17 protein-coding genes are annotated in these 14,713 nt (G+C 64.1%); 5 read left to right on the top strand and 12 right to left on the bottom strand.

Annotation, left to right across the window (positions count from 1 at the left end; all coding sequences use genetic code 11):
* Window positions 1–3 precede the first annotated feature (3 nt).
* The 6 genes from JHL16_RS17015 to JHL16_RS16990 form a co-directional block, all read right to left on the bottom strand.
* Complete coding sequence (locus JHL16_RS17015; RefSeq protein WP_200186065.1) at window positions 4–681, bottom strand: DUF1028 domain-containing protein; 678 nt, start codon at window positions 679–681, stop codon at window positions 4–6.
* Window positions 682–690: 9 nt separating this feature from the next.
* Window positions 691–1,110: a RidA family protein gene (locus JHL16_RS17010; protein ID WP_137856103.1), complete on the bottom strand. Its 420-nt coding sequence runs from the start codon at window positions 1,108–1,110 to the stop codon at window positions 691–693.
* 46 nt (window positions 1,111–1,156) lie between these two features.
* The gene (locus tag JHL16_RS17005; RefSeq protein ID WP_200186064.1) at window positions 1,157–2,155 is read right to left on the bottom strand and encodes an NAD(P)H-quinone oxidoreductase; all 999 of its coding nucleotides are present in this window, start codon (window positions 2,153–2,155) and stop codon (window positions 1,157–1,159) included.
* Entirely contained in the window at window positions 2,152–3,333 is a 1,182-nt protein-coding gene (argE, locus tag JHL16_RS17000; protein ID WP_200186063.1) for an acetylornithine deacetylase, read from the bottom strand. The genes JHL16_RS17005 and argE overlap by 4 nt, the downstream gene beginning before the upstream one ends.
* A gap of 12 nt (window positions 3,334–3,345) precedes the next feature.
* On the bottom strand, window positions 3,346–4,797 hold the full coding sequence (locus JHL16_RS16995) for a 4-hydroxyphenylacetate 3-hydroxylase family protein (RefSeq protein WP_200186062.1): 1,452 nt from the start codon (window positions 4,795–4,797) through the stop codon (window positions 3,346–3,348).
* Between the two features lie 64 nt (window positions 4,798–4,861).
* Entirely contained in the window at window positions 4,862–5,494 is a 633-nt protein-coding gene (locus tag JHL16_RS16990) for a HutD/Ves family protein (protein WP_200186061.1), read from the bottom strand.
* 141 nt (window positions 5,495–5,635) lie between these two features.
* On the opposite strand from JHL16_RS16990, the gene JHL16_RS16985 reads away from it, so the two are divergent.
* Both JHL16_RS16985 and JHL16_RS16980 read left to right on the top strand, forming a co-directional pair.
* Entirely contained in the window at window positions 5,636–6,058 is a 423-nt protein-coding gene (locus JHL16_RS16985) for a GlcG/HbpS family heme-binding protein (RefSeq protein WP_137856107.1), read from the top strand.
* Between the two features lie 5 nt (window positions 6,059–6,063).
* Window positions 6,064–6,681, top strand: a complete 618-nt coding sequence (locus JHL16_RS16980; protein ID WP_200187169.1) for a glutathione S-transferase — start codon at window positions 6,064–6,066, stop codon at window positions 6,679–6,681.
* A 2-nt stretch (window positions 6,682–6,683) separates the two neighbouring features.
* Here JHL16_RS16980 and JHL16_RS16975 read toward each other — a convergent pair whose 3' ends face one another.
* The 4 genes from JHL16_RS16975 to JHL16_RS16960 all read right to left on the bottom strand — a co-directional run bounded on the left by JHL16_RS16975 (window position 6,684) and on the right by JHL16_RS16960 (window position 10,429).
* Window positions 6,684–7,373: an alpha/beta hydrolase gene (locus tag JHL16_RS16975; RefSeq protein ID WP_200186060.1), complete on the bottom strand. Its 690-nt coding sequence runs from the start codon at window positions 7,371–7,373 to the stop codon at window positions 6,684–6,686.
* A gap of 126 nt (window positions 7,374–7,499) precedes the next feature.
* Window positions 7,500–9,131, bottom strand: coding sequence for a L,D-transpeptidase family protein (locus JHL16_RS16970; protein WP_200186059.1), 1,632 nt, complete (start codon window positions 9,129–9,131; stop codon window positions 7,500–7,502).
* A 141-nt stretch (window positions 9,132–9,272) separates the two neighbouring features.
* On the bottom strand, window positions 9,273–9,671 hold the full coding sequence (locus tag JHL16_RS16965) for a DoxX family protein (RefSeq protein WP_420884542.1): 399 nt from the start codon (window positions 9,669–9,671) through the stop codon (window positions 9,273–9,275).
* Window positions 9,672–9,784: 113 nt separating this feature from the next.
* On the bottom strand, window positions 9,785–10,429 hold the full coding sequence (locus tag JHL16_RS16960) for a TetR/AcrR family transcriptional regulator (protein WP_200186058.1): 645 nt from the start codon (window positions 10,427–10,429) through the stop codon (window positions 9,785–9,787).
* Between the two features lie 83 nt (window positions 10,430–10,512).
* Between JHL16_RS16960 and JHL16_RS16955 the strand changes: the two genes are divergently transcribed.
* Both JHL16_RS16955 and JHL16_RS16950 read left to right on the top strand, forming a co-directional pair.
* Window positions 10,513–11,253, top strand: a complete 741-nt coding sequence (locus JHL16_RS16955; RefSeq protein WP_200186057.1) for an SDR family NAD(P)-dependent oxidoreductase — start codon at window positions 10,513–10,515, stop codon at window positions 11,251–11,253.
* 89 nt (window positions 11,254–11,342) lie between these two features.
* Window positions 11,343–11,588: a GlsB/YeaQ/YmgE family stress response membrane protein gene (locus JHL16_RS16950; protein WP_200186056.1), complete on the top strand. Its 246-nt coding sequence runs from the start codon at window positions 11,343–11,345 to the stop codon at window positions 11,586–11,588.
* A gap of 61 nt (window positions 11,589–11,649) precedes the next feature.
* Here JHL16_RS16950 and JHL16_RS16945 read toward each other — a convergent pair whose 3' ends face one another.
* Entirely contained in the window at window positions 11,650–12,639 is a 990-nt protein-coding gene (locus tag JHL16_RS16945) for a zinc-dependent alcohol dehydrogenase family protein (protein ID WP_200186055.1), read from the bottom strand.
* 105 nt (window positions 12,640–12,744) lie between these two features.
* Here JHL16_RS16945 and JHL16_RS16940 point away from each other — a divergent pair, with 105 nt between their 5' ends.
* The gene (locus tag JHL16_RS16940; RefSeq protein WP_200186054.1) at window positions 12,745–13,644 is read left to right on the top strand and encodes a LysR family transcriptional regulator; all 900 of its coding nucleotides are present in this window, start codon (window positions 12,745–12,747) and stop codon (window positions 13,642–13,644) included.
* A 7-nt stretch (window positions 13,645–13,651) separates the two neighbouring features.
* Here JHL16_RS16940 and JHL16_RS16935 read toward each other — a convergent pair whose 3' ends face one another.
* Window positions 13,652–14,680: a trans-3-hydroxy-L-proline dehydratase gene (locus JHL16_RS16935; RefSeq protein ID WP_200186053.1), complete on the bottom strand. Its 1,029-nt coding sequence runs from the start codon at window positions 14,678–14,680 to the stop codon at window positions 13,652–13,654.
* Window positions 14,681–14,713 lie beyond the last annotated feature (33 nt).

The following is a 14,713-nucleotide window of genomic DNA, read 5'->3' as shown; positions in this document are numbered from 1 at the left end:
CCTCTATTTGTCGCCGGGAACCCCGTAGGACGGGGCGGTTGACGGGTTGAGGGCGCGGGTCACATAGGCGTCCATCTGCGGCTTCCACAGCGCCCAGAGGCGCGCCAGCTCGCCGATCGGGTCGGTCTCGTGCCAGTCGACACGTAGATCCGCCACCGGCCAGGCGACGTCGCGCACCAGGAGCATGCCGACCGAATGGACCGGCCCTTCCTCGCCACCGGCGGCAAGGGCCGCCTGCATGGCGGCGATGAGCCGGTCGCCGAGCTGCGCCTGCTCATCGGCCAGGAAGGCCTTGACCATCTGGTCGGGTACCTGCGGATCCTTCAGCAGATTGCCGGCCGCCACGACATCGGGGGCTTCCTTGATGCGGTGGGTGCCGAGCGTCTTGCCGCCGGAGAAGGACGCGGTGCCGCCCTGGCGGTCGACGAGCGCCAGCTGGCGGTAGTCGAGATGGGGTGCGGCGGCCTTGAGCTTCGCCAAGGCTTCCGGCGCCGAGAGCCCCGAGGCCATGAGGTCGAGACCTTTGGGGCCGAGCGTCGGGTCGGTAATGTTCTGGGTGGCGACGACGCCGACGCCGGCACGGGCATGGGCGCAGCGCGCCGCGACACAGGGGCTCGAGGAGGAGACCGCGATGCCGAACATGCCGGTGCGCCGGCAGCGGGCGGAGATCGAGAAGGTCATGGGCTGGCCTCAGGCCTTGTCGGGAATGACGGCGGTCACTTCGATCTCGACCACCCATTCCGGGCGCGCCAGCGCCGGCACCACGAGCCCGGTCGAGCAGGGGAAGACGCCTTTGAGCCACACGCCCATCTCGCGATAGACGGCCTCGCGGTAGCGGATGTCGGTCAGATAAACGACGATCCGGCAGATATGCGAGAGCTCGCTGCCGGCTTCCTCGAGCAGCAACTTGATGTTTTCCATCGTCTTGCGCGTCTGCAGGCCGGCATCGCCGACATGCAGGCTGGCGCGCGTGTCGAGATCCTGCGCCACCTGGCCGCGCAGGAACACCATCGTGCCGCGCGCCACGACGCCTTGCGAGAGATCGTTGTCGAGCTTCTGCTCGGGATAAGTCTGCTTGGTGTTGAAGGGACGAATGCGCTTATGGGTCATGGGGTTTCCTCATCCTTGAAAGTGTTGAAAGCTGTATCGTAAGTGGTCAGCAGCGCAGCACAACCTTGCCGGCCTGTTCGGAGGCCTCGAGGATGCGATGCGCTTCGGCCGCTTCGGCGAGCGGCAATTCGGCATGAATGATCGGACGCACGCGGCCGGTCTCGACGAAGGGCCAGACATGGCGTTCGAGCGCCCGTTTGAGGCGGGCTTTTTCGTCGGCCGGCTTCGGGCGCAATGTCGAAGAGGTGAGCGTCAGGCTTTTGCGCATCACGACGGTGAAATCGAGCGTGATATTGGCGCTCTCCATGAAAGCCACGCTGACATGGCGCCCGCCCGGGCCCAAGGCTTCGAGATTGCGCGGCATATAGGAGCCGCCGATGATGTCGAGCACGACATCGACGCCGCGTGCGCCGCGCGCCTCACCGATCACCGAGACGAAGTCCTGATTGCGGTAGACGATCGGATGGGCGCAGCCGAGCTTGTGCAGCAGCGCCGCCTTCTCCTTGGTGCCGGCGGTGGCGAAGACGGTCGCGCCGATGGCGTTGGCGAGCTGGATGGCAATGGTGCCGTTGCCGCTGGCGCCGCCATGGATGAGCACTGCTTCGCCGCAGGAAAGCCGGCCCAGCTCGAACAGATTGTGCCAGATGGTGAACAAAGCTTCCGGCAGCGCGGCGCAGTCGCGCTCGGCCAGGAAGCCCGGCAGCTTGAGGCAGCAGCGCGCATCGGCCACGGCATATTGGGCGTAGCCGCCCCCCGACAGCAAGGCTGCGACACGGTTGCCGACGGCGAGATCCTTCACTTCCGAGCCGCAGGCGACGACGGTGCCTGCCACTTCCAGGCCCAATATGTCGGAAGCGCCTGGAGGTGGTGAAAACACGCCGCGGCGCTGCATGATGTCGGGACGGCAGACGCCGGCATAGACGACCTTGATCAGCACCTCGCCGGGCTTGGGCTCGGGCACCGGAAACGTGTCGAGCGACAATATGTCGGGTCCGCCCTTCTCCCTGGCGATCACGCCGCGCATGGTTTTCGGTATCGAGGTCATGTCATTATCCATGTCGCAGCCGGCTGACTCAGTTTCGCCGCGAGGCGCTCCAGCATCCGGTCGGTGGCGGTGAGCTCATCGAGACCGATCCATTCATCGGCCTTGTGGGCGCGGGTCATGTCGCCCGGTCCGCAGATCACGGTCGGGATGCCCGCTTCGGCATAAAGACCGGCTTCGGTGCCGAAGCTGACGGTCCTTGGCTTTGCATCTGTATGGGCCAGCGCGGCGACGGCGGCGATGGCCGGGTGGCGGGCAGGTGTCGCGAGCTGCGGATAGGCGGCGATCTCTTCGACGAGGATGTCGGCCTCGGGTGCCGATCGGCGCAGTGTCTCGCGCTCCGCGGCGATGCCGGCCTCGATGTGTTTCAAGAGTGCGGGAATGTTGTTGTCAGGAATATTGCGGATCTCGTATTCGAGCACGGCGCGGTCGGGCACCAGATTGAGGGCCGAGCCGCCATGCAGCGAGCCGACATGGATCGTCGTATAGGGCGGATCAAAGGCGTCGTTGCGTTTGGCCGATCGCGCGGTTTCCGCCGCGAGATCGCCGAGCAATGTGGCGACGCGGGCGCCTGCCAGTACGGCATTGGCGGCGCGATGCGGCAGGGCCGAATGGCCGGTGCGGCCGGTGACCGTGATGCGATAGGCGACCTTGCCCTTATGCGCGGTCGCGACCGTGAGCGAGGTCGGCTCGCCGACGATGCAGAGGGCAGGCTTCACTTTCAGGCCCGCCACTTCAGCGACGAGATCGGGTGCGCCACGGCAGCCGACTTCCTCGTCATAGGAAAAGGCGAGATGGACCGGCGTTTCGGTTGCGCTTTCGCGCAAGGTGGGGAGCTGCGCCAGGATCGCGGCGATGAAGCCTTTCATGTCGCAGGCGCCACGGCCATAGAGGCGCCCGTCGCGCAGAGATGCGGTGAAGGGTGGGCTCGACCAGTTGGGTTCGGTGGCCGGCACCACGTCGGTATGGGCCGACAGAACCACGCCGGGACGATCGGCGGGACCGATCGTCGCCAGCAGCGAGGCTTTCTGGCCTGTCTTGTCGGGAATACGCCGCGACGCGATGCCCAGCGGCGCCAAGCGCGCCTCGATATACGCAATGATATCGAGATTCGAATTGGCGCTCACCGAGGCGAAGCCGACGAGCTCCTTCAGGATGTCGGCCGATGTCCGCGGCGTCATGACCTTGGACCGTCAGAGCGAGCCGTTGACCCGGTCCGACAGGCCGGCCGATTTGCGCACGAAATCGAGAGGGCCTGAGAAGTCGAAGGCGTTGTAGGTCGCGGCCAGATGGTTGAAATGCGGGGCCTGGGCGAACTGGACGAAAGTCAGCCGGTGATTGGCGTAGTCCGAGTTCAACAGGTCGCGCGCGAAAGCCAGAAGCTTGCGGCGGTCCTCCGCCTGCCAGGCATCGTTGAGGCTGTAGAACTTCGCCAGCCAGTCCTTCGACTCGCCATTGGCGAAAGCGGCGGCGCTCGGCGTGACGCAGATCTGGCCGCCGCACAATTCGCGCGCGATATGCATCATCTGCGGGAGATTGGCGCAGGCATGGATGCGGCCGGCATAGAGGATCGACTGATGCGGCATCAGCAGGCCGCCCGGGCTCTTCTGCGCCAGCGCGATAGAGGCGGTGAGATGGGCGTTGATGCCTTCGCGGTAGCAGACGAGGTCGGCAAGCTTCTCGCGCACCGCCTGCAATTTGTCGAGGCCGGTCTGCTTAGCGTTCCACAAGGCCGCGCCGATCATCATGTCGGCGACGTAGAGAAGACGCAGCGTGTAGGGGAAGGCCGAATAACGATGCAGCGTGCCGCGGATATAGGCGGCGGCGCGGGTGTGGCGATAGAAGAAGATGTCCTCCCAGGGGATGAGGACATTGTCGAGGACCATCAGAAAGTCGACTTCGTCATATTTGTTGGCGAGCGGATAGTCTTCCTTGCTGCCTTTGCCGGCGAAGCCCGAACGAGCGATCATCTTCACGCCGGGCGCGCCCATCTTGACGATGCCGCCGACCGCATAGTTCGACAGCTTCTCGTTGGTCCAGGCGCCGACCGTCGGCTTGAGGAAGGCCTGGTCGGCATAACCCGCCGCCGTCTCATATTTGGCGCCGCGCACGATGATGCCCTTGTCGGTCTCCTTGACGACATGGACCATCATGTCGGGATCCTGATCCTGCGGCGGCTTGGAGCGGTCGCCCTTGGGGTCGGTATTGGCCGAGACGTGGAAGACGTCGGTCTCGATCACGCCCTGGATATGGCGGGCGATGTTTTCGGAGAATTGCGAATCGATTTCGTTGAGTACGTCCTGGCCGTCATAGAGCGACCACATCTCGCCGACCGTCTCGTCGCCGACGCGGGTGACGACGCCGCTGATATCGGAGATGACGGTGTCGACCGCCTTCCACTTGTCGTGCCAGTCCTTCTGCTCCTTGGGCAGGCGGTTGAAGATCGAATGGGTACCGGCGGTATCGCTGTAGGTGAGGGTGTCGGCGTGGCTGTTGTCATGCTGCATGTCATACATGCGGGCGCGGATGTCGATGATCGGCTTCATCGCCGGATGTCTGGTCACATCCTTGACGCGTTCTCCGTCGACCCAGACCTCGCGTCCGTCGCGGATGCCTTCCCGATATTGCTCACCTGTTCTGATCATTGTCTTCACGCTGTTTCTTGAGGATGCGGGAAGCCTAGGAGAGGACGTTGGATAGCGAAAATAATTAATTCCTGCGGATTGCTTCAAAAAAACCAAAGGCCCGGTCTTTGCCCTGGGCGGCAGGTTCCAGCCGGGCCAGGAGGGCCTTGGCGCCCGGGGCGCCGGTCAGGTCGATTCCGGCCGGACCCATGGCCAGCAAGGTCTCGCCCGGAGCGCAGCGGAGGATGAAGGTGCCCGTTTCGGCGGTCCAGGGACCGGCGGCGGCGAAGAGCAGGAGCACGCCCCCTGCCGGTGGCGCGACCCGGTGCCGGCCTTCCGTCAAAAGTTTTACCGATGAGCGCCAAACGGTTTCCCGGGTCATGACATTGAGGACACGGGTATCGGCGCCGGAGGCCTCGCAGTCTGGGGCTTTGCCGCTGTCGAAAGTGAGGGGCGTCAGGAGCGCGAGCCGTTCCACGTGGCCGTCAGCGAAAGTGAGCGCCATCGCATCGCCCGACAGGCGGGTGATGTGCCGGGTAATGCCAGGAAAAGCGGAGAAGGTGCTGGCGGGCGGGATGTCGGCGAGGCTGATACGGATATCGAAATCATCCGACGCCGGCCACAGAATCACATCGCGCGTGACGCCCTGGCCGTTTTTCCAGGGCTTCGTCACATAATCTTCGGCGCCAAGCCGCCGCAACGTCGTCTGGTCGGTCATTCTCTTACCTTAGACGATAGAGCGCTGAAGCGAGGGGAGCCATGAATAGGATTTTCCGATCCAGACGGAAGCGGAAAAGTTATTTATCGCCAGTCCCGCGTGATCCATCGTCATGCCCAAAAGACAAGGAGCGACAAGCAGATGACGACCAAACCGGCGCTGAAGCTGACACATGAGGGCGCGCTCAAGGCGCTTTTGGGAGCGGTCGCCAAGGCGAACGAGCTCGGCGTGCCGCAGAACATCACCGTGGTCGATGAGGGCAGCAATATTCTGGCCTTCCTGCGCATGGACGGCGCCAAGCTGCTGTCGATCGAGACGTCGCGGTCGAAGGCGATCACCGCTGCCTCGCATCGCCAGCCGACTTCGAGGCTCGACCCCAAGAATGAGATCAAGCTCGCCATCGCGGCCGGCGGCCGGCTCACCAATCTCGAAGGCGGCCTCCCGATCATCATCGACGGCTTCTGCGTCGGTGCGATCGGCGTGGGTTCCGGCACCGGCGCGCAGGATGTCGAAGTGGCGCGCGCCGGACTCGCCGCCATCGGCGCCGAGGACCAGGTGCCGTGACCATGCTGAAGCTTTTCTATGCGCCGACCTCGGCCTATGTGCGCAAGGTCATGGTCACCGCGATTGAATTGGGCCTCGCCGACAGAATAGAGAAGCTGCCAAGCGCCGCGCATCCGGTGAAGCGTGACGAGCGCATCGCGCTCGCCAATCCGCTCGCCAAGATCCCGGCGGCGATCACGCCCGAGGGCGACACGCTCTTCGACAGCCGGGTCATCTGCGAATATCTCGATGCGCAGGCGCCCGGTCTCAATCTGTTTCCGGCCGAGCCCAGGACGCGTTGGCAGGCGCTCACTCTGCAAGCTTTAGGCGACGGGCTTGTCGATGCCGCCTTGCTGTCGCGTTATGAGATGGCGATGCGGCCGCCGGAGCGGCAATGGGACGATTGGGTGCAAGGACAGCTGGCCAAGGTCGATGCCGCGGTGGCGCGGCTCGACGAGAAGATCGAGATGGTCGCGGGGCCATTGACCATCGGCCAGATCGCCATCGGCTGCGCGCTCGGCTATCTCGATTTCCGCTTTGCCCACCGGCCCTGGCGGGAGAAACATCTGCGGCTCGCGGCCTGGTATGCGGCCTTCGCCGAACGCCCGTCGATGCAGGCGACGATCCCGCGTGACGCGGCCTGAGGTCAGGATGCCGCGACGGCCTCTTCGATGAGCGCCACCACGGCATCGGGCTGCGAGGCGAGCGAGGCATGGCTCGCCTTCAAGGTGATGACCCTCTTGGCGCCGAGGCGGCCCGACATCATTTTCTGATTGTCGGGCGCGATCATGTGATCCTCGCTCGATATCTGATACCAGGATGGTTTCTTCTTCCAGGCGGGCTTCGAGATGTTCTCGCCGAAGGTGCTGGCGAGCGGCGCCTTCTGGGTCGCCGCCATCACCAGCGCCTCGTCAGCGGTGAGATCCTGGCAGAAACTCTCATGGAACTTGTCGCGCTTGATCCACAGATAGCCGTCGCTGTCGGGTGCGAGATTGGCGGCGGCGGCCGGCGGGTTCTTGGCGGTGATGGCGCCCGGGCTCTCCCCGGCATCGGGAGCGAAAGCGGCGATGAAGACGAGACCCGCCACATTGGGCTGGTCGCCGGCTTCGGTGATGACGGTGCCGCCATAGGAGTGGCCGACCAGGATCACCGGCTGCTTCTGCTGGGCGATCATCTTGCGCGTGCGTTTGGCGTCGTCGGCGAGCGAGGTCAGCGGATTCTCGACGGCGATGACGGAGTTGTGGCCTTTGCGCGCCAGAGCCACGATGACCTTGCTCCAATGAGCCGCGCCGCCCCAAAAGCCATGCACGAGAATGATGCTGGTTTGCTTGGGCATGGAACTCTCCTCGAACTGTTGCTGGATCGTGCCGGGAGCCGATCTTGATCGCGCCCGCGACCGAACGCAAGCAAGCGTTGCCTTACAAAGAGGTTACACTACTCTGTGAGAGAGGTGGTGACGCAATCACCCGCCGGCTTCCGCTCCGGCCAGCACGCGCGCCAGTTGCTCGTCGCGCTTATAGACGTCGCGGCGGAAATGGATCGAGCCGTCCTTGTTGGCCCAGGCGGTCATGTAGGTCACATGCACGGGCACCTGTGTCTTCAGATTGATGATGCGCTGTCCGCCCTCGGCGATCTGGGCATCGATGCGGGCCTTGGACCAGCCTTGATCGGCGAGCAGCAACTCGGCGAGCTCGAGCGGGTTCTGCACCCGGACGCAGCCATGGCTGAAAACGCGCAGATCGCGGTTGAACAGGCTCTTCGACGGCGTGTCGTGCAGATAGACATTGAAGCGGTTGGGGAACATGAACTTCACCCGCCCCAGCGCGTTCTTCGGTCCCGAATCCTGGCGCAGCGAATAGGGCATGCGGTTGATCGACGACCAGTTCACGCTATAGGGATCGACTTCCCTGCCGCTGTCGCCATTGCCGGCGAAGACGCGGATGCGCTCGCGCTTGAGCACGCCCGGGTCACGCCGGAGCTTGGGCAGGTATTCATTGTTGGCGATATTGGGCGGCACATTCCAATAGGGGTTGAGAACGATGTATTTCATCTTCTCGGAAAAGACCGGCGTGCGGGTGAAGGGCTTGCCGACCACGACGCGCGCGGTGTGCACGGTCTTGCCGTCCTTCACCACCTTCAGTTCCTGATCGGCGATATTGACCAGGATGTAATATTTGCCGAGATCGTCATCCATCCAGCGCCGGCGCTCCATATTGAGCTCGAGCTGCTGGATGCGGTCGGCGACCGGAACATTCATGGCCTCGAAGGTGGTCTGCGCCATGATGCCGTCTTCGGTCAGGCCGTGGCGGTACTGGAACCATTTCACCGCGGCGACGAGATCGGCGTCGTAGAGGTCGCTCTCCTTGTTGGCGCCTTCGGGAAGATCGCCGGTGAGGATGAGATATTTGCGGATGGCGGGGACGCGCTTGTCATTCATGCCGGGCTTGAGCGCCGCGCCCTTGCCGATCACCGGGAAGCCGCCCTTTACCTCGATCTCGCGATAGGCGGCGAGCGCCGATTTGAGGCGTTGATATTCGGGCGTCTGCGGCTCGAGCGAGCGCACATAGTCGGCAATGTTGTCGGCACGTTCGGCGCCGTCGATCAACGTCAGCGCGCCCATCTGCTTGGAGGTGATGGCGTTTTCCTTGCCGGCCGTCTGCGGCTCGACGATGCCGCGATTGATGTCACGGCCGAAATCGAGGAAAGCGCGGGTCAACAGGAATTCGAGCTCGGCCAGCTCACGCGGCGTCTTTGCCGTCTCCAGCTTCTGTTCGATCTCGCCGACGCGGTAGGCGACGGGATCGAGCCCCATATCGGCCGCGCCCTTGATCGCCATGAGGATATCATGGGCCTTGGCCTTGGGACCTGAATCGCGCACCCAGAGCGGCTTGTAGTCGCGATCGTCGGCATAGAAGACATAGACCTCGACGATGCGGTCATCCGACTGCTGGTCGCCCATCAAAGGCTCGCCATTGTCGATGATCTTGCGGATCTCGGCGGCGACCTGCTCATTCTCCACGGCGTGCGCCAAGGGCGCTGCGACCAGCAGTAGAATGAATACCGGCGCCCAGGCGATCAGGCGGGCAAGGGACATGGATGTTCCTCCGTAAACTCCATGTCCTGAAGCTTATGGGGGAAGCATGATCCGCGCCAGGGTCAATCTGCCCGATACGTAAGAATTAAGAAAAAAGGCCCGTCTTGCGAACGGGCCCTCTTGTCTCGATCAGGGAAAGGCTCAGGCCTTGCCGCGACTCGCATCGACGCTCCAGGGGCCAGGGCCTGCGGCGGCGATATAGAGGAACACGAAGCTGAACATGATGGCCAGCTCGCCGCTGTTGAGGATGGGGTGGAAGTTCTGCGGCGCGTGCACCATGAAATAGGCGACCGCCATCAGACCCGACAGGATGAAGGCGGTGAGACGGCTGAATAGGCCAATGACGAGGAGGGCGCCGCCGACGATCTCCAGGATGCCGGCGATGCCGCCGGGCGACCCGACCGGTATACCGTACATCCCTTCGACGGCTGGGAAGCCGAAGAATTTTGCCGAGCCGTGGGCAAAGAAAAGCAAGGCGGCGATGATGCGCAGCACGCTCAACAGCTGCGGCGCGAAGCGCGATAGAAACATAAAGTCCATGGAATCCCCTTGTCCGTTGGTTACCGCCAACCATGCCTCTTATCCGGTGGGCCGGCGCAATTTCGCTAGCGAGGCCAACCTAGAATGGCAACGCCGCGGGTTTCACTTTCTCGTTATCGCTCGGGTAAGGTTTTTCGGCAAGCCACCAGCGGCTCCCAGGCAGCCATGGCCCCGTCGATGATCGCTTCAAGGTCCAGGCGCGAGGCGCCGTCGCGCGCCTGGATCGACAGGCCTTCGAGCAACGTAGCGTAAAAACCGCCGATGCGCTCGGCATCGGCCGTCTGCGGCACGTCACCTTCCACCATGCCGTGGGCGATACGGGCCTTGAGGGCGACACGCGATTCGCGGCGGTGCCGGGCGAGGTGATCGCGCACATCCTTGTTCTGGGGTGTGCCGAGAAGCGCCGACAGCACGATCATGCAGCCCGGCGGCTTGCCCGCCTGCGTATAGGTCGCCGCATAATCGCGCAGCATCGTCTCGATCGCCTGGCGCGCCGTCGGCGCGGTTTCGAGGACGCGCTGGGCCGGGACACCTTCGATCTCATTGTAGAGATCGACCGCCTCGCGAAAGAGCGCCTCCTTGCAGCCGAAGGCGGCATAGAGGCTCGGCCGCTCGATGCCCATGGCCTCGGTCAGGTCGGAGAGCGAGGTGCCCTCATAGCCGCGCTCCCAGAATACCTCCATCGCCCGGCGCAAAGCCAAGGCGCGGTCGAAATTGCGCGGCCGGCCGCGCTCTACCGGGGGGCGATCCTTTTTCATACCAATCAGTAAATAATTCTCTTGACGGATTGATGCAAGGCCTCCAGATATATTTACCTATCAGTACATAAATGGAGAGTTCCATGAACCACCTGTCCGGAAGAACGGCCCTCGTCACGGGCGCCAGCCGCGGCATCGGCGCGGCAATTGCCAAACGCCTGGCGGCGGAAGGGGCGGATGTCGCCATCACCTATGCCAAGGGCGCGGACGCAGCGGCGAAGATCGTCGCCGAGATCGAGGCTCGGGGCCGCAAAGGCCTCGCCATCGAAGCCGACAGCGCCGATCCGCAAGCGGTACGCCGCGCCGTCGCCCAAACGGTACAAGAGCTCGGCCGCCTCGATATCCTGGTCAACAATGCCGGCGTGTTTCCCTACGGCCCCTTCGAGGCGATGACCCTCGAGGAATTCGATCGCACCATGGCGATCCATGCGCGCGCCGCCTTCGTCGCCGCCCAGGAGGCCTCGCGCCATATGAGCGAGGGCGGACGCATCATCTCGATCGGCAGCAATCTCGCAGAGCGCGTGGCGCATCCGGGTGTCACCCTCTATGCGATGAGCAAATCGGCGCTCATCGGCTTCACCAAGGGACTGGCGCGCGATCTGGGACCGCGCGGCATCACGGTCAATCTCGTCCAGCCGGGCTCGACTGAAACCGATATGAACCCCTCCGACGGCGAAAGTTCCGATGAGCAGCGCGGCCTCACCGCGCTCGGCCATTATGGCGCGGCGAGCGACGTCGCGGCGGCCGTCGCCTATCTGGCGAGCGACGGCGCGCGCCAGGTCACCGGGGCTTCGTTCCTGGTCGATGGCGGCGCCAATGCATGACCAAGATGTCGGGGTAAAACCGTCTTTCGGCTCTGGTGGAGGGTGGCAATTCTGATAGGCTCGCCGATGTAGGCAACCCGGAGGGCTATATGAGCATCATCATTGCGATCCTGATCGGCCTCGTCGCCGGCTGGCTGGCCGGCCAGATCGTCAAGGGCGGCGGCTACGGCCTCATCGGCGATATCATCGTCGGCATCGTCGGCTCGGTCATTGCGAGCTGGCTGTTTCCGCGGCTCGGCATCTCGCTCGGCGGCGACATCGTCGGCGCGATCATCTCGGCCACGATCGGCGCCATCATCCTGCTCGTCATATTGCGGCTCATCAAACGCGCCTGAGCAGGCTTGATTGTGTTCGAATGAAGCTCCCGGCCGGCAACGGCCGGGAGCTTCATTTTCGTCACAGTGTGACGACGATCTTGCCGAACTGCTCGTTCGATTCGAGATAGCGATGCGCTGCGACGATCTCCTCGAATGGAAACACCTTGGCGATGACGGGTCGGAGCGTACCGGTCGAGAGGCCGTCGAGGATGAAGACCTTCGCCGCGTCACGCCGGGCCGCATCGGCGATGATCTCGTGGACGAGATAGCCGCGCAGCGTCAGGCGCTTGCTGAGCACGGTGAAGAGTGGAAAGGGCGTGGGCTCCGGGCTCAGCCCGCCATATTCGATGAGGATGCCGCCCGGCGCCATCGCTGCCGTCAACGGCTCGAATATGGGTCCGCCGATCGGATCGAACACGACGCGGACACCTCGCGTGCCGGCGATCTGCCGCAGCCGTTCGCCCAGATCCTCTTCGGCTGAGGCGACGACATGATGAGCGCCCTCGGCGAGCAGGGCGGCCTGCTTGCGCACGGTCCGCGTGACCGCGATCACGGTCGCGCCCACCTGCCTGGCGATTTCGATCGCGGCGAGGCCGACGCTGCTCGAGGCGGCGGTGATGATGACGATGTCGCCGGCCGTCAGCTTCGCGATGTCGATCAACGCGCCATAGGCGGTGAGATACTGCATCCAGCTCGCCGCCGCCTGCGCGAAGCTCAGGCCCGGCGGGTGCTTCACGACGAATTCGGCCGGAAAGCGGATGAGCTCGCCATGGACCGGACAGCGCACCATCGAGACGGGCGGCAGGACGCTGACGGCATCGCCGATGGCGAACCCCGTGACACCATCACCCAGTGCCTCGACGAGACCTGCCGCCTCGAGGCCCAGGCCCGAGGGCAGGGCCGGCGTTTCGATATAGGTGCCCCGGCGCATCAGCGCCTCGGCCCGGTTCAATCCCAAAGCCTTGACCTGGATACGGATTTCGCCCGGACCCGGCGCCGCAACGGCGATGTCCTCGATGCGCAGGACATCGGGCCCGCCTGTCTCATGAAACCGGATGCTTCGTGCCATTGGGTGCCTTCATTCCGAACTGATTACGCTGAATGAGCTATGCCAACCCAGGAATTGGCGATAAATAAGCATTCAGGCACAACAGTAGAAACCATTGGTTCTGAAATGGATCGCCTTGCCAGCATGGATGTCTTCGTCAAAGCCGTCGATCTCGGCTCCTTCGCGGCCGCCGCCGCGGCGCTCGATCTCTCAGCCCCGATGGTCGGCAAACATGTGCGCTTTCTCGAAACCCGCCTCGGCGTCCGTCTCCTCAACCGCACCACGCGCCGGCAGAGCCTGACCGAATTCGGGCGGGCTTATTATGAGCGCTGCCGGCTCATTCTGGCCGAAGCCCAAGCCGCCGACGCGCTGGCCGCCGATCAGTTCGCTGAGCCCCGCGGCCGCCTGCGCGTCGCCTTGCCGGCTCTCTATGGCCGCTATTGCGTGGCGCCGGTCCTCCTTGATTTCGCGCGCCAGCATCCGGCGCTCGAGCTCGATCTCTCATTGGGCGATCCGCTGATCGATCTGGCTGAAGGCAATTTCGATCTCGCCATCAGGACCGGCGACCTCAAGGACGAGGCCGGCGTGATGACGCGCCGCGTGGCGCGCCAGCTGATGATCGTCTGCGCCGCGCCTGCCTATATCGCGCAGCATGGCGAGCCGCGGCAGATCGCGGATATCCACCAGCACGCCACCATCCTCTATGCCCGCGGCGGCCGTGTCCGCTCCTGGCTGTTTCCGCGTGGCGGCGAAGTTCCCGCGGAAATCACACCGCAGAGTCGCTTCCGGCTCGACGACATGGCCGCGATCGCCGATGCCGCCGCCGCCGGCATGGGGCTCGCCTGGCTGCCGAGCTGGCTGGTCCGCGCCGAGCTGCGTTCAGGTGCGCTCAGGCAGGTTCTGCAAAGCGAAGCTGAGTTTCCTTATGATTGCCACGCGCTGTGGCTCGCGACACCACATCTGCCGTTGAAGATCCGCGCCGCTATCGACGCGCTGTCGGCGCGGTTGCCGGCCTATACGGCGTGACGGAGCCTCAAAGCTTCGGCCAGGTGTCGGCGATCTTGTAGCCCGCAGGCCAGGGATCGTCAGGATCGAGCAACAAGGTCGATGTGCCGGTGATCCAGGCGCGCCCGGCGATCGAGGGGATGATGGCCTTGCGACCCGCAATTTCCGTCTCCTCCTCGAGGCGGCCGTCGAAGCGCGACTCGATGATCGAGCGGCCGATGAAACGCTCGCCTTTCTTGAGCAAGCCCTTGGCGTGCAGCACCGCCATCAGCGCCGAGCAGCCGGTGCCGGTCGGCGAGCGGTCGAGCTTGCCGGGATTGACGACACAGGCGTTGCGACTGGACAGCTGGCCGTCGATCTTTTCGAGCTCGCCCGTCATGAAGCAGAAGGAGATGTGATCCCAGCCGGTCAGCACCGGATGGCGGAAACCCAGCTGCGCATTGGCGGCGGTGACGAGCTTGCGGCCCATGACCGCGATGTCGCGCGCCTCTTCCGGCTTCATCGCGAAGCCGAAGTCTTTGGCCCGTGCGATGACGAAACTGTCGCCACCAAAAGCGATGTCGACGGTGACGGTGCCGACTCCCGGCACGTCGAGTTGCACGCCGAGCTTGTCGGCAAAGGAAGGCACGTTGCGCAGGCTGATGCGCTCGGCCTTGCCATTGCGGCACGACGCACGGATATGGATGAGGCCCGCCGGGGCTTCGAGCACCAGATCGGTTTCCGGCTCCTGCATCGGCAGAATGCCGGTATCGAGCAGCACGGTCGCGACGCAGATGCAGTTCGAGCCCGACATCGGCGGGGTATCCTCGGGCTCCATGATGATGAAACCCATCTGGGCGTCCGGATGCTTCGGCGGAACCAGCAGGTTGACATGGCGGAATACGCCGCCCCGGGGCTCGTTCAGCACGAAATTGCGCAAAGTGCCGTCGCTGGCGATGAAGCGCGACTGGTCCCACAAAGTGGCGCCGGGCGGCGGCGCCACACCGCCTACAATGACGTCGCCGACCTCGCCCTCGGCATGGCAGCCGACGATCTGGATCGCCTTGCGGCTTCGCATGATTTCTGCCTCTTGATTGCCCAATTTGATAGG

Source organism: Taklimakanibacter albus (assembly GCF_016595235.1).
Lineage (GTDB): Bacteria > Pseudomonadota > Alphaproteobacteria > Rhizobiales > Aestuariivirgaceae > Taklimakanibacter > Taklimakanibacter albus.
This window is presented reverse-complemented; position numbering and strand designations above follow the sequence as displayed.